Genomic DNA, 23,707 nt, shown 5'->3' on the forward strand with positions numbered 1-23,707 from the left:
TTAGTGTGACACTTGCGTAAGTCCTATGAATAACTACGCAAAACACAGCAGTATTTATAACTTACTTAGGGGCAGGAATTTGTGGAAGTAGAGAAGGAGAAGGTGAGCAATTACGAGAATTAATATCAGACACGATATTTTGACAAAAAAACGGATTCCCTCTATCTGACGCACCCTACTCAATAAGTTATTCCCAAAGCCGAAAACGACGCAATTTCCTTCATTCATATCATGGTAAATTAGTGAGCGTGCGTAAGTCCTATATTATTTGTAGCATTGGCGGTAATTGGCGATATACCAGTAAATATCAAAGTGGGAAATGTAATAAAACTACCACCTCCCGCTACAGCATTAAGTGACCCGGCAATGAACGCTGTACTGAAGATAAGCAAACTATGGACAAGTGTTAAATTGTTGGGCATTTTGGCTCTACGTTTGGAGAAGAATATTTGCTAAAAGACTTGTTTTTTAGTAAAAACTATGGAATAATCCTAATATAGTACGCTAATTCGATCAATAAACCGTAGTTAATTTTAAGCCCTGGTAGTTTGCCCGTTTAAAATGTAAATCATAGGAGTGAAATTGCTTCACTTCTATCTTTGGCTGTCATTCAACTTGCGATTTTTGCAATTAACTAAAAATTCCCACAAATCCTAATCAACAAAATGAGTAATATTCAACTTTATTACACTAAAGGTTCTACTTTCTCCCAAAGAACCCGTGTGGTTTTACTGGAAAAAGGAATTGATTTTACACCCATTGAAATTGATTTACAGCACAAACCAGAAGGTTTTACCGATATTTCTCGTTACGGTAAAGTTCCCGCAATTAAACATGGAGATGTAGAAATATATGAGTCTACAATTATCAATGAATATTTAGAGGAAGTATTCCCAGAACCCGCTTTGTTACCTCATGATTCTGCTAAAAAAGCGGTTGCGAGAATTTGGATTGACTATGCTAATACTCGTTTAGTCCCAGCCTTTAATAAATTACTGCGTGGTAAAGATACCCAAGAAAAAGAACAAGGAAAGAGGGAGTTTTTAGAGTCTCTTTTGTATATTGAAGAAGAAGGATTAGGTAAACTTTCTGGTAATGGTCCTTACTGGTTAGGAGAAAATCTGAGTTTAGTTGATATTAGCTTCTATCCTTGGTTTGAAAGATTACCAGTTTTAGAAAAGTTCCGTAATTTTACTTTACCAACAAAAACACCCAAAGTACAGCAATGGTGGGAAAATTTGCGTCAAGGGGAATCTATTCAAAAAGTTGCTAATCCTACAGAATTTTATGTAGAAAGATTCGCTAAAATTCTTGGTTTAACGGTAACAACGGCGTAGAATGCGGTTTTTGAGATTACTTTAATATTCCTGATAATTAAAGTAATTTCACTAAGTAATGAAGATTTTGATGAAATAGAAATAAAGGCAAAAATGATGTTTAAAAGTTTTTCTTTAAAGAAGTTTAAAAAACCCAATTTATTCGCTTTGGTGACAGTATTTTTTGCATTTTTAGTAAGTATTCCCTTGTTAACTTTGCCAGTATTATCAGCTAATTCTCGCGCTAACATTCAATTTGTTTCGCCAAATTGGGTAGCTGAAAATGGTAAAGATCCTAATCTCAGAATTTTAGATGTACGTAATTTTCCTCTCGACTATATAGAAGGACATCTTCCTAATGCTGTAAACATTGCTGATACTGCTTTTAGAGGTCCAAAAGAAGGATTACCAGTACAATATTGGAACAATCAAAAATTAGGGGAAATATTTGCAAATTCTGGAGTAACAAATAACAGTCGTGTACTTGTATATTCAGATGGTAGAGATGTTTTAGGTGCAACAATGGTTGCTTATTTACTAGAACGTTCTGGATTGAAAGATATTGCCGTATTAGATGGTGGTTATACTGGTTATAAAACTGATCAAGGTATCACAAAAGAATTTCCTACATACTCAGTCAGTAAATTCACAGTTAAAGATAATCCTTCAGTGCGTGTGAGTTTAAATGATGTGAGAAAACTTATTGGTAAACCAGGAATTGTTTTTATTGATCCTAGACCAGAAAAATTGTTCCGGGGTGAAGAAAATCTTTGGATACGCAATGGACATATTCCTGGTGCGCGGAATATTCCTTGGGTAACATTTACAGATGCTAAAAATCCTCACAAATTAAAGTCATTAGATGAGATTAAGAAAATTCTGGCAGATAAAAAGATTACTCCTGAAAATGACATTATTGTTTCTTGTAGTACAGGACGGGAAGCTACATTACAATATGTGGTTTTAAAGCATCTACTTAATTATCCCAAAGTCAGAATTTATGAAGGTTCTTGGACAGAATATAGCACTCACAAAGATTTACCAGTGGCTACAGGAGAGGAAAAACTAACTTAGAAGAAGACAAGTTAAAAGTCTTTTCCAGTATTTCTGGCATGAACTCATAGTCTATGTTAACTCCTGCCTCCTCGTCCCTTCGGGACGCTACGCGAACAAATTTTTGAAAAATAAATCCATTAGATATGCAAGTAATTTTGCTAATCACTGCTTCAATTTTCATCTTTAGTCCAGTATATGTATTTGCTGCTAATAATCTCGATCAAGATAACTTGGTCAGTTGTAGAAGTAGTAAAGACGAACCTCCCAGTGATTCTACAAGCGATCGCTCAGGAGCTTAGTTATGTATGCGATCGCCCATCGAAGTAGTAGCCAATCCTACAGAACTTTATGTAGACATATTGGTCAAAATTCTTGGTTTAAAAGTTCCAACGGCATAAAATGCGGTTCTTAATATTACTGCTGATTCAAGTAGTTGCATTTATATCACTATTTACCAATCTACCAGCATTAGCCGCTACTGTTAATACTTGCCCTCCAGGAATGGCAATTATTTCTGGAGGTACATTCAAAATGGGAGCGAATGATTCTGGTTTTGTAGAAGAGCGAACAGGAGAAAACGTCACAGTTAGCTCCTTCTGTATTGATAAATATGAGGTAACAAACGCCCAATTTGCTGAATTTGTCAAAGCCACAAACTATGTAACAGTTGCCGAACGCCCTTTATCTAAACAGCAGTTTCCCGACTTATCAGATGAAGAAAGATTACCCGGTTCTCTAGTTTTTCAAATGCCAAAACCAGGAGTTAAGCAAGTTCAGCTTCTCAGTTGGTGGCATTGGACACCCGGTGCAAACTGGCAGCATCCTTTTGCTAATGACAGCACAATTGTAGGTAAAGAAAACTATCCAGTTGTGTATATTGCCTATGAAGATGCTCTAGCCTACGCCCAATGGGCCGGAAAATTACTACCAACAGAAGCACAGTGGGAATACGCTGCTCGTGGTGGATTGGATGGGGCAACTTATACCTGGGGCAATCAATATTCTGATAAAAAAGCCAATACTTGGCAGGGAATCTTCCCCTTTTTTAATACCAAAGCCGATGGTTATGTAGGAACGGCAAAAGTAGGCTCTTTTCCAGCCAATGGTTATGGACTTTACGATATGACAGGTAACGTTTGGGAATGGACTTCCGACTGGTTCAATGATAGATCCCCGACTTCTCAAAGAAGTCGGGGATCTGTTAACCAAAGTTTTGACCCCAGAAAACCCACAGAAACTGCCCTTCATGTCATCAAAGGCGGCTCTTACCTATGTGCGCCAAACTATTGCAGCCGCTACCGTCCAGCAGCACGGGAATCAGAATCTCCTGATACCGGAACAACCCATATCGGCTTTCGATTAGTGAAAAACTTACAACACTAACGCAAAATATCTTTCAAACTCTCTTCCCTTCGTGTTCTATCCCTATGACTCCTGCGTCGCCACGCAAGCTATCGGGACGCTACGCGAACGCTCCTTCGTGGTTAGTTAAAAGATAAGCCTCACGCAAAGGCGCAAGGTTGCAGATTTTTTATCCAAGGTTATTGTATGTCACGTTCAATTCTACGGGCGCTGTCTCTATCTTTTCTCATCATATTGTTGATGGTAACAAGTCCCGCACTAGCAGATACAGGAAAAGTATTACCAGTTAATCCACCATCTTTCAAAGGTAAAATCGGTATAACTTATCAAGAATCAACACCGGATTTTCCCGCACCAATTAAAGCCCCTGAACAAGCCCCCAATGTATTATTAGTATTATTGGATGATGTGGGTTTTGGGCAAGCAAGTACCTTTGGTGGTGTTATAGAAACCCCTAATCTGACTCGTTTGGCTGAAAAAGGATTACGTTACAACCAATTTCACACCACAGCCCTTTGTTCACCTACCAGAGCAGCTTTATTAACTGGACGCAATCATCATTCAGTTGGTACAGGTGTAGTTGCAGAATTGGCATCAGGCTTTCCAGGTTACACAACAATCTTGCCTAAGAGTGCTGCTACTGTAGCGGAAGTATTACGGCAGAATGGTTATAACACCGCAGCTTTCGGTAAATGGCACAATACACCGGATTATGAAACCAGTGCGGTTGGTCCATTTGACCGCTGGCCGACAGGGTTGGGATTTGAGTATTTTTACGGTTTCTTAGGTGGTGATACTAACCAATGGAGTCCAGCTTTGGTAGAAAATACTAAGCGGATTGCACCACCAATCAATAACCCTGATTACCATTTGACCCCAGATTTAGTAGATCATGCCATTAGCTGGATTCATTCTCAACAGTCTATAGCCCCTGATAAGCCTTTCTTTACCTATTTGGCTACTGGTGCTACCCATGCACCTCATCACACCCCCAAAGCCTGGATAGACAAGTATCAAGGCAAATTTGATCAAGGCTGGGATAAGTTACGAGAAGAAACCTTTGCCCGTCAAAAACAACTGGGTGTAATTCCTGCTAATGCCCAGCTTACTCCCCGTCCCAAAGAATTGCCAGCATGGGATTCATTATCTCCAGATGATCAAAAAATCTATGCCCATGAAATGGAAGTATTTGCGGGATTTTTAGCATATACCGACCATGAAGTGGGAAGATTAATTAATGCCATTGACCAAATTGGGGAATTAGACAACACCTTAGTTTTCTACATCGTTGGTGATAACGGTGCTAGTGCAGAAGGTGGTTTAGCAGGTAGCGTCAATGAATTAAAAGTTTTCAATAAAGTACCCGAAAGCCGAGAACAACTCCTAGCTTCTTTGAATGACTTAGGTAGTCCCAAAACCTTTAATCATTATCATGCAGCTTGGGCTTGGGCAGGTACTACTCCCTTCCAATGGACAAAACAAATAGCTTCTCACTTTGGTGGAACTCGTAACCCCTTAATTATTGCATGGGGCGATCGCATTAAAGATCAAGGCGGACTTCGTAGCCAATTCCATCATGTCATTGATATTACGCCAACTATTTTTGAAGCTGCGGGAATTACTGCACCCACCCAAGTTAACGGGGTGAAACAACAGAAAGTTGAAGGTACTAGCCTAGTTTACACATTTGATGATCCTGAAGCTGCTTCTGAGCGTAAAACTCAGTATTTTGAGATGTTCGGAAACCGAGCTATTTATAATAATGGATGGATAGCTGTGGCGCGTCATCCTCGATTACCTTGGCAGGGTACAATTAATGCTGACTTCGAGAAAGATCCTTGGGAACTATATAACATTGAGGAAGATTTCAGCGAAGCGAATGACTTAGCATCTGAAAATCCAGAAAAACTGAAAAAACTGAAAAAGTTATTTTTATCAGAAGCACGTAAACACAAAGTTCTCCCATTAGATGATCGCCTTTCTGAACGTTTTGATGTCCAAAGTCGTCCTTCCCCAGCCGCAGGACGCACAACGTTTACTTATTATTCTGGTGCAGTTAGTATTCCCGAAGGTAGCGCCCCAAGTCTGAAAAATAAATCTTTTAGCATTACGGCTGATGTGGAAATTCCAGAAAGTGGTGCAGAAGGTGTTCTATTAACTCAAGGTGGACGTTTTGCTGGTTGGGGATTTTTTCTCGAAGATAGTAAACCAACTTACGTTTACAACTTTGTTAATTCGGAACGTTACATTATTCAATCTCCTGAAAAGATAGCACCAGGTAAATCAACAATCAAATTTAATTTTGATTATGAGGGTGGTGGAGTTGGTGCTGGTGGGATTGGCAAGTTATTCATTAATGATCAACAGGTTGCTGAAGGTCGAATTGAAAAAACTTTACCCTACCGTTTGGCTTTAAATGAAACTTTTGATGTTGGTCGAGATACAGGTACTCCTATTGTGGAAACTTATCAAGTACCGTTTGCTTTCACGGGTAATTTACAGAAGGTTACTTTGAATTTAAAGTAATTGTTTTCTCACGCAGAGGCGCAGAGGCACGGAGAGCAAGATAGAGTATATTTTAAAAGTTATGCTCAGTTCTTGTTTTCTTTTTTGCGTCTTTGCTTCTCTGTTACCTTGCGCGAAATAAAAAATTTATGCACCAAATTATTCCCATACTTGACAAAATAGCATTTCTAGCTTTTATTGTTACTACTATGTTTGGTACAGGTTTAAAGTTAACTGTACAACAGATTTGGCAACCTCTTCATAATATCCGTTTGGTTGTTTTATCGCTACTGACCAATTTTGTTTTAGTACCGCTTTTTGTATATTTACTGGTGCTAGTAATACCTGTTAATGAACCTGTGAAAGATGGTTTGATAATTATGGCATTGGCATCAGGTCCTCCAGCTTTACCTAAACTTGCCCAAATAGTGAAGGGGAATTTAGCTTTTTCTACAGGTTTGATGATGATGTTAATGTTCGGCACTATTTTTTATATGCCGATTGTATTACCATTGGTTTTGCAAGGAGTAGAAGTCAATTCTTGGGATATTGCTAAACCTTTAATATTAATGATGTTAACACCGTTGGGAATTGGGTTATTAATTAAGGCAAAATACGAAAATATTGCTTTAAATATCCAAATAATTACTTTCAAAATATCTAATTTTGGATTGCTTTTGGGTTTAGGTATGAGACTGATAGTACACTTCAATGAAATTATTATTTTATTGAAAACTGGTGTAATCTTTGTTTGTGCTATTTTTATTATCTTCTCCTTTACTGTGGGTTATTTATTGGGTGGTCCTGGGATTGATACTCAAAGAGTTTTAGGAGTAGGAACTGCACAACGCAATTTTGCCGCAGCGTTGTTAATAGGTACGAGCAATTTTGATGATCCGAATGTGATCAGCGTGATTATGGTGACGAGTTTATTAATGATGATATCTGTTCTGATTTTGGGAAAAAAGTTACCAGAATTACATCAAGGACAGGGTGTAGATTTAGAAAAGGTAGAGGTTTCGTGATGACATAAAAATGATTGTATCCGTAGCACTAGAGGCTACTTTTCTTGATTTTTTCAGTGATCTGTGAGATGCTTGATTTTATATCTACAGCATCTTTATCAAGATACCGTATTTAATTAATCAATGGGTGTTCACTATGGTAAGTAAATTAGAAGAAAAAGTGGCTATTATTACCGGAACTTCTTCGGGAATTGGTAAAGCTACAGCTATTTCACTCGCCGCAGAAGGAGCAAAAGTAGTGATTGCAGCTAGAAGGGGAGATAGGTTGCTGGCTGTAGCAAAACATATTACTGAAAATGGTGGACAAGCATTATCCGTTATTGCAGATATTACCGATGAAGTACAAGTTAAAAATTTGATCCAAAAAGCTCATGGAGAATTTGGGCGCGTAGATATTTTAGTAAACAATGCAGGTATCTCATTTCCAGGCAGGATTGAAAATGCAGATCCCGCAAACTGGCGAAAAATGATTGATATCAACGTTTTGGCGCTAATGTACACAACTCACACTGTATTACCTATTTTCAAAGCGCAAAAATCAGGACATATCGTTAATATTTCATCCGTCGCTGGACGCATTGCAAAAGCAGGAATGGCTGCCTACAATGTCACTAAATGGGGTGTAAATGCCTTTTCGGAAGCATTAAGACAGGAAGTATATCAAGATAATATCCGCGTTACTATTATCGAGCCTGGTTTAGTAGAAACAGAAATTGATCAGCATATTACCGATGTAGTAGCAAAGCAGGAAATTGCAGCCAGACGGAAAGCAATTACACCTTTACAAAGTGAAGATATCGCAGCAGCAATAGTTTATGCTGTTAGTCAACCACAGCACGTAAATGTGAATGAAATCTTGATTCGTCCAACTCAGCAAGAACGGTAATGATTATACCGAAAAGTAGGTAATATTAATGTTAGAAGAAAATAGCACATCATTAAAGAAAAGCAACAAAATATTTGCTTTTTTGAAAAATTTACCTGCAATTAAATCACCCAATTTATTTGGTTTTCTCATTGGGGAAAGTGTGTCTTTTTTCGGCTCTTGGATGACACAAATTGCCTTAGTATGGCTGGTTTATCAATTGACAAATTCAGCTATGTTAGTTGGTATAGCTGGCTTTAGCAATCAAGCTATGGGTTTGGTGATTACACCATTGGTAGGAGTATTACTAGATAGATGGAATTTAAAGTATGTTTTATTAACTACTCAAATAGTATCTATTTTTCTATCTTCATTACTAACTTTTTTAACTTTTAGTAATCAGATAAATTTTACAGATATTATTATCATTGGTATTCTTCAGGGCATAGTAAAAGCTTTTGATTTACCAGCACGTCAAGTAACTATTCCCAGGTTACTAGAAAATAGAAGTGAGACCTATAGTGCAATGGCTGTGCATTCATTTTTAATTAATACAGCTAAATTTGTCAGCCCCATGATTGGGGGTTTGATAATTGCTAGAAATGGAGTAGGTTTATGTTTTTTAGTAGATGCTATTAGCTATTTACCTTTTATATTAGCTATCTTAACTATACAGATAAAACCAAATACCAATTATTTATCAACATCCAAATCTTCAAAAATTTGGCATAACTTGAAAGAAGGATTTATTTTTGTCTATAATTTCCTGCCTATTAAATCCATTTTAATATTGCAAATTATAGTTTGCTTTATGGCAATGACTTATGTAAATCTCATGCCGATATTTGCTAAAGAAGTGCTGAAAGGCAATGCAAAAACAATGGGTTTTCTGATGACTGCTACAGCTTTTGGTTCTATCTTTTCGGGGATTTATCTTATGCAGCGCAAGAAAGTAATAGGACTAGAAAGTGTTATGGCAATTTCTACTTTAGTCTTGGGAGTATCATTAATATTATTTTCTCGTTCAACACAGGTAGAAATTTGTTTAGTATTAATCTTTATTGTGGGATTAACTAACACACTGACTCTAGCTTCAATTAGTAATTTTCTGCAAGTAATTTTAGTTGAAGAAGATAAAAGAGGACGAGTAACCAGTATATTTATGACAACTTTTTTGGGAATATTGCCTTTTGGTAATTTATTTTTCGGAGGATTAGCAAATTATATTGGCGTTGCTAATGCTTTATTGTTTGGCGGTGTTTGTTGTATTTTGGGAACGTATTTTTTTGCTAGACAAATATCAAATATTAGAAAAGTGGTAAACCCAATATATCAAGAAATGGGATTACTTTCTTAGAGGATGTTTAAAAAGTTTTAGGCGAATATAATAAGGATAATGCTTAAAAAGGCTACGTAGGAGCTTTTTTAACATATTTAAATTTGCTAAAACAGGTAATGAATTAGACTTTTCCAACAACCAGTGAGTATTCAACCATTAGCTGAAATGCTAAAAATAAATCTTGATAAAAAAATAAATGTATTAGACAATACTTGATTTTCAGATTTATTTGTGCAAAAGTAATATTCATAACTACTAAATTACGATAAACATAAAGTAGTTTTGTTTTATAAAATTTTATTCAACTTCAAATACGCTTAAGGAGGAATCAATCCATGATTACTATGTTTTTGGCTGCCGATGATTGGGTACATATAGGTTTTAGATTAATATTGGCTCTTTTAGTCGGTTGCATCATTGGATTGAACCGTCAGAAAGGTGGTAGACCAGCAGGGATGAGGACATTTATGTTAGTGAGTATGGGAGCGGCATTATTTGTGATGATTCCTTTACAAGCTGAAGGTGATAGTTCCTTCGTTGGAACTAATGCCCTGAGTCGTACCATTCAAGGTGTAACTACTGGCATAGGCTTTCTTGGCGCAGGATTAATTTTGCAAGAATCTCCCAGAAAATCTGAAGTGCCAAAAGTACGGGGCTTGACTACAGCAGCCTGTGTTTGGACGGCGGCAGGATTGGGAGCAGCCATTGGTTGTGGTTTGTGGCAAATGGGATTATTAGGAGGATTCTTGACTTTAATTACCCTGAGTGGGGTGAAGCGGTTTGACCGATTTGTGAGATTTTTAATTGGTCAAAATAGTCAAGAAATTGCTTCACAGCTAAATGATCCGACTGATGATGATTAACATTCAATAAGTAACAAAAATACTTGTCTAATTAATAATTAATATCTCCACAAGTAACTAAGAAAAACAAATTAATTATAAAGAAATTCTATAATTAATTTTAATCTTGAAAACTAATATAGCGGTATGCAGTTGTGCTAAAATTACCAAAAAATCATCCAGCAGCCACAGCAGCAAAATCAGAAGGTTGGACAATTCCCCTAAATTATCAATCAATTCATGAATGCTTTCAAGTTTTGCAAGTTCATCCTTATAAAGATTTTGGTAAAACAACTTCCAGCTTTGAACTAGCAGTTAAATGATCAAATGATGGATTATGGGATTGGAATTTAGAAACTAATGAAGTCTTATTTTCTACTCGCTGGAAAGAAATGTTAGGGTATACAGAAGCTGAAATCCCAAATCATTTTCAAGAATGGAAACAGCGGTTACATCCAGATGATAGCGATGCCTGCGGCGAGCGAAGCTATCGCGTTTTGACAACCTTCCGACAATACTTTGAAGGACAACTTTCCACTTACGAACAAGAATATTGCTTACAACATCACAATGGTAACTATCTCTGGGTACTTTGCCGAGGAATATTGTTACGAGATGTTGGGAATAAACCATACCGCATGGCAGGTTGTCACACTGATATTACCCGACGCAAACAAGCTGAGGAAGAATTACAATGCTATCCTCAACCTGTAAATGCAGTTCAAGTAGCAATAGAAAAATTTGAACTGGGATTTGTGAGTAACGATCTGCCACAACTACTCAATTCTATACGGTTTGGTAGTGAACGTATTAGAAATATTGTCAGTTCTCTACGAAATTCATCGCGTTTAGATAAAGCAGAAATTAAACCAGTTGATATTCATGAAGGCATTGAAAATACATTGTTAATTTTGCAGCATCGGTTGCAGTCAAATTCTCATAAAGCTAAATTTGATATAACCTAAAGCCATAGCACCATAACCAATTAAACTACTACCTAAAACTAGCCAAGCAGCATTGATGCGGTAGCGAGTAATCAAAACTATGGAGATGAGTGCGATCGCTATCCCCAGAATATCTACATAGGGTGGTTTTGCTATTTTTAAAGTAGCTATTCCCAGTTGCAAGGCAGCTACTACCATCAGTGCTACAGCACTGGCATTCACAGCATCTAAAAATGATCTTGTCCAAGCAGAACTGCGTAAACGGGGAATAATCGGATTTAAGGCAGCAACGAAGAGAAAAGATGGTAGGAAAATACCAATGGTAGCTACTATCGCACCAGGTACACCAGCTAAGACATAGCCGATAAAGGTGGCAGTAGACAGCACTGGACCAGGGGTAAATTGACCAATAGCGATCGCATCGAGTAACTGCTGTTGTGTTAACCAACCATATTCTTGAACTAATCCCCCTTGCAAAAATGCAATTAGCACATAGCCACCACCAAACAAAACACTACCAACTTTCAGAAAAAACCAACCTAATTGCCATAAAGGAATAGATCCACTTGCCACAGTGCTAATTGTAGATGTTGTCTGTAAAGTTGCGCCTGTAGTTAAAACAGCAATCAATAAATTAGGTTTATTTCCTGGTGGTTTGTCTTGATTTCTAGGATGTAACCAAATCATACCTAGTAATCCCCCAAACAATAAAGCAACTACTTCATTCACTTGCCGAACTAATATCAGTAGTCCTACAGCTATAGCAATAATCAGTAATTGACGGTTTTTAACCGCTTTTTTTGCTAAACCCCAAAGGGCATTTACAATAACCGCTAAAACAGCAGGTTTGATACCATAAAGTAAAGGTGCAATTTGAGGTAGACTACCATAATTAACATAAATCCAGGCAAATATGCCTGTTATTAAAACGGCAGGTAATATAAAACAAACACCTGAGACAATTAACCCTGCCCATCCTGCATAAATATATCCCACATGAATTGCCATTTCAGTGGAATTGGGACCAGGAATCAAATTGGTTGCACCTAGTAAATCGAGAAAATGGTCTTGTGTCAACCACCGACGACGCTTCACTACTTCATCTTCAATCATGGCAATATGGGCAACTGGTCCACCAAAGCCAATAACACCCAGTTTAAAAAAGAGTGTAGCTATTTCACCCAACCGACTAAATAATAAGTTGTACTGCATAATTTGCGTAATCTACGTTGAAAATGTAAAGGACAACTTGCGTTGACCTCCAGTTATTTTATATTTATTATTATTATTTAATAACCAGCAGTTTTATCAACCACATTACGTAATCGTTGCCCTTGATGATAGCGGGTGAAATTTTCTAAAAATAGGGCAAGTGTTCTCTCTTTAACTCTGGGCGAATTTCCAGAACAATGGGGTGTAATAAAGACATTTGGCAATGTCCACAACGGACTCTCAGGTGGTAGTGGTTCTATAAAAACTGTATCTAATGCTGCCCCAGCAATCCATCCTGCTTGTAAAGCCTGAGTGAGTGCTGATTCATCAACAATTGCCCCTCGTGCAATATTAATTAAATAGGCATCGGGGCGGAATAAACGCAAGGTATCTACATCAATCATTCCCTTTGTTTCCGGTGTTAAAGGTGCAGCAATAACAATAAAATTGGCTTCTGGGAGTAATTCTTTCCATTCATTTGCACCGACTACTTTATCAAAATTTGGTAACTGTTTGGGATGACGAGAACTGCCAAAAATACGCATTCCAAATGCTTTAGCACGAACAGCAATTTCTTGTCCAATACCACCTGCACCAATAATTAATAAAGTTTTATCTAGTAGTTCTTGAAATTGCCAACCCCTTTGCCAATTATGTTCAGCTTGTAGTTTATATAATGTTGGTAATTGTTTACTGTAAGCCAGTAAATAAGCAATCACAAATTCGGCAATGGGAATAGCATGAGTCCCTGCACCATTAGTTAAAATCAAATCCCGTTCTAAATACTTTGGTGTGAGAATATGATTTACACCAGCATTTGGGGCATGATGCCAACGTAATGAAGGCGCAGCATCTAAAACTCGATGTAAAGTAGTAGGCTTGAGATAAAACCAACTAAAATAAACTTCTGCATCTGTCGCATCACCATCTATATTACCTTCCCCATCTACACGCACCACAATAGCATTTTCAGGTAAATGAGGTTCAATTTCATGAGCAATTTCTATTGGTAAAATGAGTTTCACAACTGATAACTCCAATTATTTTTCATGTTCTATTTGATATTATTCAACAATTGATATGTTGAATCTTGTTTAGCTGTGGTTGTGAGAGACTTTGCCCAACCAATATTTTTGCGATAACTGCCTAAAAGTTTAGCTTCTTCTAATGATTGTTCGTTAATTCCCGTTAAGGGTTCTACGTCCGGTGAAACATATAGCGCATCTACTGGACAATACAATTCACACATAAAGCAGGTTTGACAGTCGCTTTGTCTGGCAATTATCGGCGGTGCATTTGGTACTTTGTCAAATACATTTGTCGGGCAAACTTTAACACAGATGTTACATTGAATGCACCGCGATTCACTAACTAATTCAATCATAATAAAAATCAAAAATTAATATTGATGTAGGTTGTGTAGAACGAAGTGAAACCCAACACAAGTTATGATCATGTTGAGTAGAATGAAACATAGCAAAAGTTTTGATAATGTTGGGTTTCCTTGCGTCAACCCAACCTACAATTAAACAGTTACGAGTTCTTTCGTTTTTACTTCCTGGATAGGTGTAGCTTTCACCCACACTTGATCCAAACCACCACTAATTAAATGATGTTGTTGGTTAGCATCTTGCTGTGGATAATCCTGGTGTTTGTGCATTCCGCGAGTTTCTTTCCGTTCCAAGGCACTGCTATACATCCATCTAGCTGTAGCTACCATTGCAGCTGCTTCCCTGGTACGGACAATATTGCTATTATCTGCAACCTCGCTGTTACGAATTTTATGCCAAAGGAAATGTAATCTTTGCAGTGATTCTATCAAACTGCGTTCATTACGGAAATAGTTGCGATCATAAGGGAAAACTTCCGCTTGAGTAGCTTTAATTATTTCTTCACTGTCAGTTTGGCGCTGACTACCATAAATAAATCCTGCACCACCTACAGCTTGAACTGGTCTTTGGTTGGCTTGCACACCTAAATCACGGGAGTATGTAGCCGCAGACTGTCCTGCCCAATACCCTGAAGATAGCGCCCAAGCGGCGTTATGACTACCACCACCAGTAAAACCACCACAAATTAATTCTCTTGTGGCTGCATCACCAGCAGCATAAAGTCCACGGACTGAAGTAGCACAAGTATAATCAGTAATTCTAATCCCACCTGTACCCCGGACAGTCCCCTCTAAACGCAGAGTCACAGGGAAACGTTGAGTAAAGGGATTAATACCTGCACGATCAAAAGGTAGAAAGAAATTAGGTTGAGATAACCGCATTGTTACCTGCATTTCTTCTGAGGCTTTGTCTATGATGCAATAAACTGGTTGAGTTATCAAAGTTTCGGCAATCACAGAACGCCCTTTTTGTGAACCAGCGCCGGGGATAGGGGTCCCATCTTCGTAGGTAAAAGTTGCCCAATTATAGAATAAGGTTTTGGTGACAGAGGAAAAAGCAGGTGCGATGCCATAGGCGTTGGAAAACTCCATTCCCGACATATCTGCACCCGCTTCTGCTGCCATCAGGTATCCATCCCCTGTTAGCACATTGCAACCCAAGGCCTTACTCAAGAAAGCACAGCCTCCGGTAGCAATGATTACTGAATGCGATCGCACAACCCACTTTTCACCAGTCTGACGGTTAACCCCCGTCACCCCAGCTACAGCCCCTTCTGCATCTACCAACAACTGTAAAGCCGGACTGTGATCTAAAATTTTCACTCCTGCCCGTTTTACTTGTTGCCGCATCAAACGCATATATTCTGGCCCTTGCAGACTGCGCCGATAGGGTTTACCATCTTCACCCGTAGGAAACGGATAACCCCAGTCAGCTAGTTGGTTAACGTTCGCATAAGTTTGATCTAGTACCCGTTGCATCCAATCACGGCTAGATAAAAATCCTCCTAAAGCCTCTCTAGAAGCCATTGCTGCTTCTCTACTGTCGGGTTCGGGTGGCACATACCACACACCGTTACCTGATGCGGCTGCACAGCCACTTGTGCCACAATAGCCTTTATCTACTAAGACCACTTTTGCACCACAGTTAGCAGCACTCCAGGCTGACCAAGTTCCAGCAGGTCCACCACCAATTACTAATACATCAGCTAATAAGGTTTGATCAACATCGCTATCTTGGGAAAATAATTGTTTTTGAGTCATGGAAGTTCCTCTTTTTTGTAACATTAATTGACGGAAGGAAACCCAACAAAATTCTGAAAATGTTGGGTTGCGCTGTCGCTTAACCCAACCTACGCAATAACTTAAACTCCCGGTGTACTTCCACCATCAACTTGAATTTCTACACCAGTAATAGAAGCAGCTAAATCAGAAACTAAAAATAAAGCTAGAGATGCAATTTCTTCAGGCTTAACGATTTTTCCTAAAGGTATTGATTTCACTGCTTGGGCTTTATATTCATCTACCGTAATACCCAAACTTTGGACATTTTGTACTGCTAAAGTTTTCGCTCTTTCTGTGTCTGTTAAGCCTGGAGAAATGGCATTAATTCTAATATTATCTTGGGCTAATTCTTTAGAAATGCCTCGTGTAAAGTTTAGCAATGCAGCATTTGTTGTTCCTCCTGGTAGGAAATTAGGGCGGGGTGTCCGTCCAGCACCACCGATAATATTAACAATGCGTCCATCACCCTGTTTTTTTAGATGAGGTACAACGGCTCTCACAAAGCGAATGTAACCCAAAAGTTTTAAATTCCAAGCATCTAAAAATGCTTCATCACTTAATTCTAAAAATGAACCAGCACGGGCTGAACCAGCATTATTAATCAAGATATCAATTTTCCCAAATTGTTCTAATATTTTAGAAACAACTTTGTCAATATCTTCTGCTTTGGTTACGTCGGCAGTAATGCCAATAACTTTAGCATTTGCATTATCTAAAGATTGAATATCAATTACTGCTTGATCAAGTCTTTCTTGGTTGCGAGCAGCAATAACTACATTCACACCTTCACTATATAAACCTTTGGCGGTAGCTAATCCAATTCCAGCACTACCACCTGTAACAATTGCTGTTTTACCTGATAGATTTAGTTCTAAACTCATAGAAATTGTACTTGATAAATTTACCCAGGGGATTGATTAATGTATTTCGAGGAAAGAAGCAAAGTTGTAGATTTTTAATTTTTATTAATAGCATTTCCTAGTCTAATGAAGTACAAAATTATCTGCGTTTATCTGCGTCCATCTGCGTTTGATTATTAACGCTTGTACCTGACTTGAATGGGAATTGCTATATGCGCCAAAGCCTACAACTTAATTTTGTCTAGCTGCAAATTTTTCTAATAGAAATTGCTTGAGATGTGGCTGTTCTAAATTAATGCCCAATTCATTAGCTTTTTGAGCAATTTGTTCATAAGTTAAACCTGCTTTAATTGCTTCTGTAATTAAAGCTATTCCTCCTGCTCTTGCACCACCGGCACAGTGAATTAAAATTGGTTTAGGTAAGTTCTCCACAGCTTGAATTGCTTGTGCTGTTAATTTCGGATTTGGTGCTTGAGAATTTAAGGGAATGTTTGTATATTCCAATCCTACAATTTGTGCTTCTTGCTTTTCATCATGGAAAAAACCATTTTCATCAGGATCACGTAAATTTAAAACTGATTTAAAGCCTCCTATTGCCAATTGTTTTAATTCCTCAGATGAAATTTGTCCAGCAATACTCAAATCATCGCTAACCTTTTTAAAATCAGTCATTTTAATTCCTTCCTATTTGTGTGAAAAAAAATTAATAAATAGATGCCAAAACCTTATCTGCGGCGGCTCGTAATGCAGTTGCAGCACCAGCACTCATATCTCGTGGCGCACAAATTCTATTTCTTACATAAGCCAGCGTAATAGCCCCTGTAGCGGCGATAATGGGATCTATACTTTCTTTTCCACCTGTTCTTCCTCCTAGTAATAGTTCGTTATTACCATTAAGGAGATAATCAGCTAATAGTCTGAGGTGAAAATCAACAATTTCTTTGATTATTGAGATATCACCTAAAGATTGAACTCCAGAATTTTTGAGAATATCGCCAATAGCAACTTCTCGATTATCACTTAATCTTTCTGCTGCTTCAGCCCGATATTCAATAAATTCAGCATCAAATAAATCTAAAGGCAAGGGATTACCAATAGGTTCTACTCCAAATCTACGCCGTAAAAGTAAATTATTAGTAATATTGTCTGATTTAACTCGGTTGTAAGCACGACGTTTTTTAAGTGCTGCAAACCAAACATTGATGAGAGGAAAACGAGGATTTCCTTTAATGTGATATCCTCTATATACTGGTAAATTAGCCGCCAATCTATCTAAATGGGGACTATACATAATGTCTACCAAACTAAATGTTGATAAAAAATAGGGTTTTGGGTATCTCCCTAAAGTTTTCTCAATTTCATCTAATTTAGCTTCAAATTCTGCTTCTAAATTTGCTAGTTCTTTGGCATCTTCTGGAGGTTGTCTCAAGAATTTATAGGCAATATCCCGAAAACCATTAGTTTCTGCATCTTCAACCCATTGTCTAGCAAGAGCATTTTCTTCTGGATTTTCAGGTAACAATGTTTCGCCAAAGTGTTCTTCGAATTCTAAAAGAATGTCTTTAGATTCATAAACTAACTTCCCCTCAATATTTGCTGCGGGAACAAGAGTTGTTGGCACTAAATCAGTATACCACTTAGGCTTATTACTCAAATCAATAAATTCTGTTTCAAAGGGAATTTGTTTTTCTTCTAAGGCAAACCAAACTCTTTCGCAAAAAGGACACCAAGAGTTACTATCTCTATATAACAATACTTGTGGTTTTGTATATGGTGGAAGTTTATGTAAACTACTAGGAATAGGAGCAGTAGAAGGCGCTTGTCCTGGTCTTTTGACTCGACGAACAGGGGTATTTTGTCGAGCTTTTTCTAATAATTGATCCCAACTGGATATGGTAGTGCTTGCAATAGCCATTTCTTACCTTGCCTTATTTGGAACGCCAGAAAATACAAATAATTCTTCTTCTTTGGGTGTAGGTAGATTTTCACCTAAATAACGATGAATCCCTACTCCCATATCTCCTGTGGCTGTGAGTTTAAAGTTAACTTCCTCAAATCCAAAATCACGGAAGTATTTACGCACGGTTTCTGAATAAGCAATACCGTTAGAATGTCCACGAGTCCAGAGAACAAAAGCACCTTTTTTGCTCAAAAAACTCAAATTTCCCAATAAACGATTGAGTTCATTTTCATCAGCTAAATTCCCAAAAATACCGCAAACAATGACAATATCTGCTGGTACTGCTCCTAAATAATTAGTAGAATCTGTGGCATCACTGTTAATAAACTCAATTTGTTTTGTTAAACCCAATGATTCTATAGTTGCACGTCCACGTTCAACTAACTCAGGATTGATTTCTACCAATCTTGCATATACATCTTTAGCGCGAGGATGATTTGCTAAAGTTCCTAATAAATCTCGCCCATCACCAGCGCAAGCACTAACTATACGAATAGCCCCTGTTGGGGAGTTATCCAAACTATAGGAAATATATTCCTGCACGATTTCTAGACGCTGCTGTAATTTGGCTTCAGTGTTGTAAAGATCGTGCCATTCTAACCAATCTTTTGGCATAAAAGAAGATTTCCGATTACTAAAAATTCAGATTCTCAACAGTGTATTTGATCACCTTATCATTAAAGTACGGTAAGTTTATCAAAGAACCGTAGATTAAATATAAGTACAGACTAACATATCAATTCGCAGAAAATCAAGTAGTTAGATAATTAAGCTAGTAATGCAAAAGATGATCAAGTTGTTTCAATTGACTAACTTGCAATAAATCTACATTTCCACCACTGATAATTACGCCAATTCTCGCGCCCGGTGCTTTCACTACACCTTCTAATAATGCTGTTGCGGCTATAACTCCGGTAGGTTCAACAACGATTTTTAAGCGTTCCCAAATAAAAAACATGGTGCGAATGATGGCTGCATCTGATACTGTCACCATATCATCTACGTATTGTAAGACTAGGGGAAAGGTGATTTTACCTAAACTGGGAGTCCTGACACCATCAGCAATGGTATGGGGATTGTGGACAGTTTGCAGGGTTTTGGTGTAAAAAGAGCGAGTAGCATCATCAGCTAATTCTGGTTCTACACCAATGATTTTACAGTTAGGTAAAAGTGCTTTTGTAGTAACTGCACAACCAGAAATTAATCCACCACCACCACAACATACTAATAAGTAATCTAGTTGTCCCACTTCCTGAATTAGTTCTAATGCAGTTGTACCTTGCCCAGCAATTATATGAGGATGATCATAGGGGGGGATTAAAGTTAATTCGCGTTCTACTGCCAGACTTTTGGTTAATCTTTCCCGGTTAGTTGTGTCAGGGCTGTACAAAATGACTTCTGCACCATAACCGCGAGTAGCAGTTTGTTTGACTATCGGTGCATTATCAGGCATAACTACAACTGTGGGAACGTTGAGTAATTTTCCAGCTAAAGCGATCGCTTGGGCATGATTTCCTGAAGAATAGGTAATCACCCCTTTTATTTTCTGCTCTAGTGATAATTGGACTAAAGCATTATAAGCACCACGAAACTTAAATGCTCCTGTCCGTTGAAAGTTTTCGCATTTAAAAAATATTTGGCTTTGAGTCAGTTCATTGACGGTATCAGAGGTAATAACTGCTGTTTGATGAGCAATACCCAAAAGTCGTTGTTGCGCTGCTTGTATATCAGCAAAATTAACAGAGTTAGACAGTAGCATTGTTTTTCATAAAGCAACTCTCACCACCACTAATATTAAGTGAGGTGAGAATCTCGCTTTGTATTTTTTTACAAAACTCGGTTAAGGTGCTGGATTAGGATAACGACTATGAATTGCATCTATTTCTGCGAAAATCTCTTTATCCAAAACCACATTGACACTATCTATATTTTCTTGTAATTGTGCCAAAGTTGTTGCGCCAATAATTGTACTTTTTACAAACCAGCGACTCTTGACAAATGCGATCGCTAATTGAGCAGGTGAGAGATTATACTTTTCAGCAATCTCCACATAAGCCTTAACCGCTTCTTGGACATTGGGTTTTAAATACCGTTGTCCAAAACCTGGAAATAGAGTTATTCTCGTATTTTCCAATTGTTGATTATCAATATACTTACCAGTCAAAAACCCAAAACCCAGGGGACTATAAGCCAATAAACCCACATCTGTATAACGAGAAACTTCAGCTAACCCAGATTCAAAATTACGATTTAATAAATTGTAAGCATTTTGAGTTGTCAGAACTTTAGGTAATCCCAAATCATTAGCAATGCGAACAAACTCACTTACCCCCCAAGGTGTTTCATTGCTTAAACCCAAATAGCGAATCTTCCCCGCTTTAATCACATCAGCAAACGCCTGTAACTCTTCCGTAATAGGCACAGATTCCCTCTCTAATTCGGGATTATAACTTGTCTGTCCAAATGTGGGAACATAACGATCAGGCCAATGAATTTGATACAAATCTATATAATCAGTTTGTAATCGCTGCAAACTATCATTTACTGCCTGATTAATATTCTCACGGTCAACTTTGTTATTTCCGCCCCTCAACCAGGAAAAAGGACGACCAGGACCTGCAATTTTAGTCGCAACTATCAGTTTATCTCGTTGCTGTTTCTTTAACCATTCCCCAATATAAGCCTCAGTTTTTCCCTGAGTTTCACCACGAGGAGGAACGGGATACATTTCCGCAGCATCTAGGAAATTGATTCCTTGAGCTACAGCATATTCAAGTTGCTCATGGGCTTCTTCAATACTATTTTGATTTCCATAGGTCATAGTTCCCAAACAAATATCGGAAACCTTGAGGTCGCTTGCACCAAGTTGGTTGTATTTCATAATGTTTAAATGATTCTCCTCATTTCATTTTGCTACAAAAACTAAAAATATGACTAATTTATGAAACTACACTAAATCTATTGATTTAGCGGAGTTAATACCTGAAAACGTATATTATCACACATAACTGAGATAGACAACCCTTTGTAACAATTAATTTAAAATTATAAAAAATGTATCCATCAATACTCAAATTACAGATTTTTTATGAGATGCTGCTATCTATCAAAAATTGACTACAGTAACTTGACCGATTTACAGTATTTTATTGAATAAGTAAGGTAATTTAGTCACTACTATAGGCTTTAATGTCATTACGAATACAAAACTAGTCTAAATAGACCTGTAAGAGGCAAATTCTCTCTGAGAAATTCCCTTATTTTCCCTGTGGTGCGAAATCCTCAATGATTTCGTGCTGAATTAAATTCTTTGTGTGTGTGGGGTTATCAAAATGAAAAAAACTACTTGGAATTTATTGCTTACTTTGCCAATGTCTGTATTCCTATTGGTCTTAGCAGCTAGTACAAAAACTTTTGCCAGTGAAATAAATGAGACAATAAGTAAGGAGACTTTATCACCCGTCAGCATAAATATTCCTGACTCTAACAACGTTACTCAAATAATTGCCCAAAAAGAATCTTCTTCTTCATCTGAGGAATCACAAGTTACATCTGTATCCCAGCTTTCAGATGTCCAACCAACTGACTGGGCTTATGAGGCATTAAAATCCCTCATAGAACGTTACGATTGTTTAGTTGGTTCTGATACTAAATATCGTGGTAATCAGGCTTTAACTCGCTATGAATTTGCCGCAGGGTTAAATGCTTGTTTAGATCAAGTCAACAAACTTATTGCCGCATCTACATCAGATTTGGCACTAAAAACAGATTTGGAAAGCATACAACGACTAACTGAAGAATTTAATACCGAACTTACTGTATTACGCGGAAGATTACAGACAATAGAAGCACGAACCACAGAATTAGAAGGTAATCAATTTTCAACAACAACTAAGCTACAAGGTGAAGCTCAGTTTGTAGTTGGCGGAGTTTTAGCAGGTAATAACGTCGTCACCAAACAACCCGCACCCCGCACCATTACATTTTCAGAGCGGGTTCGTTTAATATTAAATACCAGTTTTACTGGGAAGGATCAACTACGGTTAACATTATCAGGTGGAAACATTAACTCATTAGGTGGAGTACCTAATCCTAGAGGAACTGGAACAGGACTTAGCACAAATAATCCCACTGGAGGAATATTTGGTACATTTGACAGTAGAACTGCCGATAATGCCAGTCCTAGTTTTGGAGCTAATCAGATTGTTCTTGGCGGTATTCGTTATCGTTTTCCAGTTGGTAAAAAGACCCAATTCAACATTTTTGCCCAATCTGATGGAGCAAACGAGATTGGTTTAAGTGGTCCAACAAACCCATTTGAAGGGTCAGCTTCTAACGGGATTTCTCGGTTTTCCCGGCGGAATATGGTCTATAACTATGGAGATACGGGTCCTGGAATTGCCATACTTCATGACCTAAGTAAACAGTGGCAATTAGGTGCATCATACAGTGCGCCTAATGGTGATAATCCCGCACCTAATAATGGCTTATTTACAGGTAGATATGTAGCATTTGGACAGGTAACATACTTTAGCCCCAAAAAGAATTTCCGGCTAGGTTTAAGTTATGCTAACACCTATAGTCCAGCGGGTACTTTAGGTCAAGGGGGAACAAACTTTGGTCCTGCGGCTGGAAGTAACCTAGCAAACAGCACTATTTCCACTAACCCAGCCAACGCAGCTAGGGGCATTGTTGATAAGGGCACAGTCGGAAATCTTTATGGACTTGGGGCATTATATAAACTTAATCCCCGACTAGCAATCAATAGTTTTGTTGGTTATTCAGCCCATCGTTATTTGGGACAAGGAGATGGTCAAGTCTGGAACTGGGGAGTAGGACTAACATCTCCTGACTTGGGCAAAAAAGGTAGCTTAGGAGCTATTTTTGTGGGTGTAGCTCCAACATTAACTACACTTAGTAAAAATGTAGATTTGGGAGCGGGTAAAGGTCAAGCCGACAAAGATACCTCTCTGCACGTTGAGGGATGGTATCAATATAAACTTACTGACAATATTGAAGTTACACCTGGATTTATTTGGGTGACAGCACCAAATTCCGATACTACTAATCCTGGTAGTGTGGTGGGTTGGCTACGTACCACCTTCAGATTTTAACCCATAAATCAGGATTTGAGGATTTGCAGGATTTCGTATTTATTAAAAGTCTTTAATACTGTGAATCCTTTAATCCTGGATATCCTGATTCTGACATTTTTATCCTGTGAATCCTTTAATCCTGGATATCCTGAT

At 37.9% G+C, this 23,707-nt stretch carries 21 protein-coding genes and 1 pseudogene; 12 read left to right on the forward strand and 10 right to left on the reverse strand.

Annotated features, from left to right (window positions below; genetic code table 11):
• Window positions 1-665: 665 nt before the first annotated feature.
• The 11 genes and pseudogenes from CA730_RS21650 to CA730_RS25815 form a co-directional block, all read left to right on the forward strand.
• Window positions 666-1,337: a glutathione S-transferase family protein gene (locus CA730_RS21650; protein WP_096670452.1), complete on the forward strand. Its 672-nt coding sequence runs from the start codon at window positions 666-668 to the stop codon at window positions 1,335-1,337.
• A gap of 93 nt (window positions 1,338-1,430) precedes the next feature.
• A complete protein-coding gene (locus CA730_RS21655; protein ID WP_231939905.1) occupies window positions 1,431-2,390 on the forward strand; it encodes a sulfurtransferase in 960 nt (319 codons plus the stop codon).
• 125 nt (window positions 2,391-2,515) lie between these two features.
• Window positions 2,516-2,671, forward strand: coding sequence for a hypothetical protein (locus tag CA730_RS25025; protein ID WP_172891226.1), 156 nt, complete (start codon window positions 2,516-2,518; stop codon window positions 2,669-2,671).
• 100 nt (window positions 2,672-2,771) lie between these two features.
• Window positions 2,772-3,755, forward strand: a complete 984-nt coding sequence (locus CA730_RS21660) for a formylglycine-generating enzyme family protein (protein WP_096670456.1) — start codon at window positions 2,772-2,774, stop codon at window positions 3,753-3,755.
• Window positions 3,756-3,920: 165 nt separating this feature from the next.
• Window positions 3,921-6,260 (forward strand): arylsulfatase, encoded by a 2,340-nt coding sequence (locus tag CA730_RS21665; RefSeq protein WP_096670458.1) that lies wholly within the window; start codon window positions 3,921-3,923, stop codon window positions 6,258-6,260.
• 128 nt (window positions 6,261-6,388) lie between these two features.
• The gene (locus CA730_RS21670) at window positions 6,389-7,264 is read left to right on the forward strand and encodes a bile acid:sodium symporter family protein (RefSeq protein WP_096670460.1); all 876 of its coding nucleotides are present in this window, start codon (window positions 6,389-6,391) and stop codon (window positions 7,262-7,264) included.
• Between the two features lie 136 nt (window positions 7,265-7,400).
• Complete coding sequence (locus tag CA730_RS21675; protein WP_096670462.1) at window positions 7,401-8,150, forward strand: SDR family NAD(P)-dependent oxidoreductase; 750 nt, start codon at window positions 7,401-7,403, stop codon at window positions 8,148-8,150.
• A 28-nt stretch (window positions 8,151-8,178) separates the two neighbouring features.
• On the forward strand, window positions 8,179-9,486 hold the full coding sequence (locus tag CA730_RS21680; RefSeq protein WP_096670464.1) for an MFS transporter: 1,308 nt from the start codon (window positions 8,179-8,181) through the stop codon (window positions 9,484-9,486).
• A 317-nt stretch (window positions 9,487-9,803) separates the two neighbouring features.
• Window positions 9,804-10,331 (forward strand): MgtC/SapB family protein, encoded by a 528-nt coding sequence (locus CA730_RS21685; RefSeq protein WP_096670466.1) that lies wholly within the window; start codon window positions 9,804-9,806, stop codon window positions 10,329-10,331.
• A gap of 134 nt (window positions 10,332-10,465) precedes the next feature.
• Entirely contained in the window at window positions 10,466-10,633 is a 168-nt protein-coding gene (locus tag CA730_RS24705; protein WP_157750039.1) for a hypothetical protein, read from the forward strand.
• Window positions 10,634-10,693: 60 nt separating this feature from the next.
• Window positions 10,694-11,275: pseudogene (locus CA730_RS25815) on the forward strand (PAS domain-containing protein); the annotation flags it as partial.
• On the opposite strand, the gene chrA reads toward CA730_RS25815, so the two are convergent.
• The 10 genes from chrA to CA730_RS21740 form a co-directional block, all read right to left on the reverse strand.
• The gene (chrA, locus tag CA730_RS21695) at window positions 11,240-12,466 is read right to left on the reverse strand and encodes a chromate efflux transporter (protein ID WP_096670470.1); all 1,227 of its coding nucleotides are present in this window, start codon (window positions 12,464-12,466) and stop codon (window positions 11,240-11,242) included. The pseudogene CA730_RS25815 and the gene chrA overlap by 36 nt on opposite strands.
• 77 nt (window positions 12,467-12,543) lie before the next feature.
• Window positions 12,544-13,491 carry a D-2-hydroxyacid dehydrogenase gene (locus CA730_RS21700; protein ID WP_096670472.1) on the reverse strand — a complete coding sequence of 316 codons (948 nt, stop codon included), beginning with the start codon at window positions 13,489-13,491 and terminating at the stop codon, window positions 12,544-12,546.
• A gap of 29 nt (window positions 13,492-13,520) precedes the next feature.
• The gene (locus tag CA730_RS21705) at window positions 13,521-13,850 is read right to left on the reverse strand and encodes a 4Fe-4S dicluster domain-containing protein (RefSeq protein WP_096670474.1); all 330 of its coding nucleotides are present in this window, start codon (window positions 13,848-13,850) and stop codon (window positions 13,521-13,523) included.
• Window positions 13,851-13,991: 141 nt separating this feature from the next.
• Complete coding sequence (locus tag CA730_RS21710) at window positions 13,992-15,617, reverse strand: FAD-dependent oxidoreductase (protein ID WP_096671720.1); 1,626 nt, start codon at window positions 15,615-15,617, stop codon at window positions 13,992-13,994.
• A 101-nt stretch (window positions 15,618-15,718) separates the two neighbouring features.
• Window positions 15,719-16,519 (reverse strand): SDR family oxidoreductase, encoded by an 801-nt coding sequence (locus CA730_RS21715; protein WP_096670476.1) that lies wholly within the window; start codon window positions 16,517-16,519, stop codon window positions 15,719-15,721.
• Between the two features lie 210 nt (window positions 16,520-16,729).
• The gene (locus CA730_RS21720) at window positions 16,730-17,170 is read right to left on the reverse strand and encodes a beta-lactamase hydrolase domain-containing protein (protein WP_096670478.1); all 441 of its coding nucleotides are present in this window, start codon (window positions 17,168-17,170) and stop codon (window positions 16,730-16,732) included.
• A gap of 31 nt (window positions 17,171-17,201) precedes the next feature.
• Complete coding sequence (locus tag CA730_RS21725; RefSeq protein ID WP_096670480.1) at window positions 17,202-18,413, reverse strand: glutathione S-transferase family protein; 1,212 nt, start codon at window positions 18,411-18,413, stop codon at window positions 17,202-17,204.
• Window positions 18,414-18,416: 3 nt separating this feature from the next.
• A complete protein-coding gene (locus tag CA730_RS21730; protein WP_096670482.1) occupies window positions 18,417-19,073 on the reverse strand; it encodes a class I SAM-dependent methyltransferase family protein in 657 nt (218 codons plus the stop codon).
• Window positions 19,074-19,230: 157 nt separating this feature from the next.
• A complete protein-coding gene (locus CA730_RS21735) occupies window positions 19,231-20,217 on the reverse strand; it encodes a threo-3-hydroxy-L-aspartate ammonia-lyase (RefSeq protein ID WP_096670484.1) in 987 nt (328 codons plus the stop codon).
• Window positions 20,218-20,298: 81 nt separating this feature from the next.
• The gene (locus CA730_RS21740; protein WP_096670486.1) at window positions 20,299-21,339 is read right to left on the reverse strand and encodes an NADP(H)-dependent aldo-keto reductase; all 1,041 of its coding nucleotides are present in this window, start codon (window positions 21,337-21,339) and stop codon (window positions 20,299-20,301) included.
• A gap of 451 nt (window positions 21,340-21,790) precedes the next feature.
• Between CA730_RS21740 and CA730_RS21745 the strand changes: the two genes are divergently transcribed.
• Complete coding sequence (locus CA730_RS21745) at window positions 21,791-23,572, forward strand: iron uptake porin (protein WP_096670488.1); 1,782 nt, start codon at window positions 21,791-21,793, stop codon at window positions 23,570-23,572.
• Window positions 23,573-23,707: the final 135 nt, after the last annotated feature.

The sequence above is a fragment of the Dolichospermum compactum NIES-806 genome (genome assembly GCF_002368115.1).
Taxonomy (GTDB): Bacteria; Cyanobacteriota; Cyanobacteriia; order Cyanobacteriales; family Nostocaceae; genus Dolichospermum; species Dolichospermum compactum.

Excerpts from the sequence above, each read along its gene's own strand:
- CA730_RS21720 (WP_096670478.1), bottom strand. The coding sequence starts at position 17,170 with ATGACTGATTTTAAAAAGGTTAGCGATGATTTGAGTATTGCTGGACAA.
- CA730_RS21730 (WP_096670482.1), bottom strand. The coding sequence starts at position 19,073 with ATGCCAAAAGATTGGTTAGAATGGCACGATCTTTACAACACTGAAGCC.
- CA730_RS21725 (WP_096670480.1), bottom strand. The coding sequence starts at position 18,413 with ATGGCTATTGCAAGCACTACCATATCCAGTTGGGATCAATTATTAGAA.
- CA730_RS21670 (WP_096670460.1), top strand. The coding sequence starts at position 6,389 with ATGCACCAAATTATTCCCATACTTGACAAAATAGCATTTCTAGCTTTT.
- CA730_RS21660 (WP_096670456.1), top strand. The coding sequence starts at position 2,772 with ATGCGGTTCTTAATATTACTGCTGATTCAAGTAGTTGCATTTATATCA.
- CA730_RS21675 (WP_096670462.1), top strand. The coding sequence starts at position 7,401 with ATGGTAAGTAAATTAGAAGAAAAAGTGGCTATTATTACCGGAACTTCT.
- CA730_RS21715 (WP_096670476.1), bottom strand. The coding sequence starts at position 16,519 with ATGAGTTTAGAACTAAATCTATCAGGTAAAACAGCAATTGTTACAGGT.
- CA730_RS21735 (WP_096670484.1), bottom strand. The coding sequence starts at position 20,217 with ATGCTACTGTCTAACTCTGTTAATTTTGCTGATATACAAGCAGCGCAA.
- CA730_RS21710 (WP_096671720.1), bottom strand. The coding sequence starts at position 15,617 with ATGACTCAAAAACAATTATTTTCCCAAGATAGCGATGTTGATCAAACC.
- CA730_RS21680 (WP_096670464.1), top strand. The coding sequence starts at position 8,179 with ATGTTAGAAGAAAATAGCACATCATTAAAGAAAAGCAACAAAATATTT.
- CA730_RS21650 (WP_096670452.1), top strand. The coding sequence starts at position 666 with ATGAGTAATATTCAACTTTATTACACTAAAGGTTCTACTTTCTCCCAA.
- CA730_RS21665 (WP_096670458.1), top strand. The coding sequence starts at position 3,921 with ATGTCACGTTCAATTCTACGGGCGCTGTCTCTATCTTTTCTCATCATA.
- chrA (WP_096670470.1), bottom strand. The coding sequence starts at position 12,466 with ATGCAGTACAACTTATTATTTAGTCGGTTGGGTGAAATAGCTACACTC.
- CA730_RS21655 (WP_231939905.1), top strand. The coding sequence starts at position 1,431 with ATGATGTTTAAAAGTTTTTCTTTAAAGAAGTTTAAAAAACCCAATTTA.
- CA730_RS21740 (WP_096670486.1), bottom strand. The coding sequence starts at position 21,339 with ATGAAATACAACCAACTTGGTGCAAGCGACCTCAAGGTTTCCGATATT.
- CA730_RS21705 (WP_096670474.1), bottom strand. The coding sequence starts at position 13,850 with ATGATTGAATTAGTTAGTGAATCGCGGTGCATTCAATGTAACATCTGT.
- CA730_RS21685 (WP_096670466.1), top strand. The coding sequence starts at position 9,804 with ATGATTACTATGTTTTTGGCTGCCGATGATTGGGTACATATAGGTTTT.
- CA730_RS21745 (WP_096670488.1), top strand. The coding sequence starts at position 21,791 with ATGAAAAAAACTACTTGGAATTTATTGCTTACTTTGCCAATGTCTGTA.
- CA730_RS25025 (WP_172891226.1), top strand. The coding sequence starts at position 2,516 with ATGCAAGTAATTTTGCTAATCACTGCTTCAATTTTCATCTTTAGTCCA.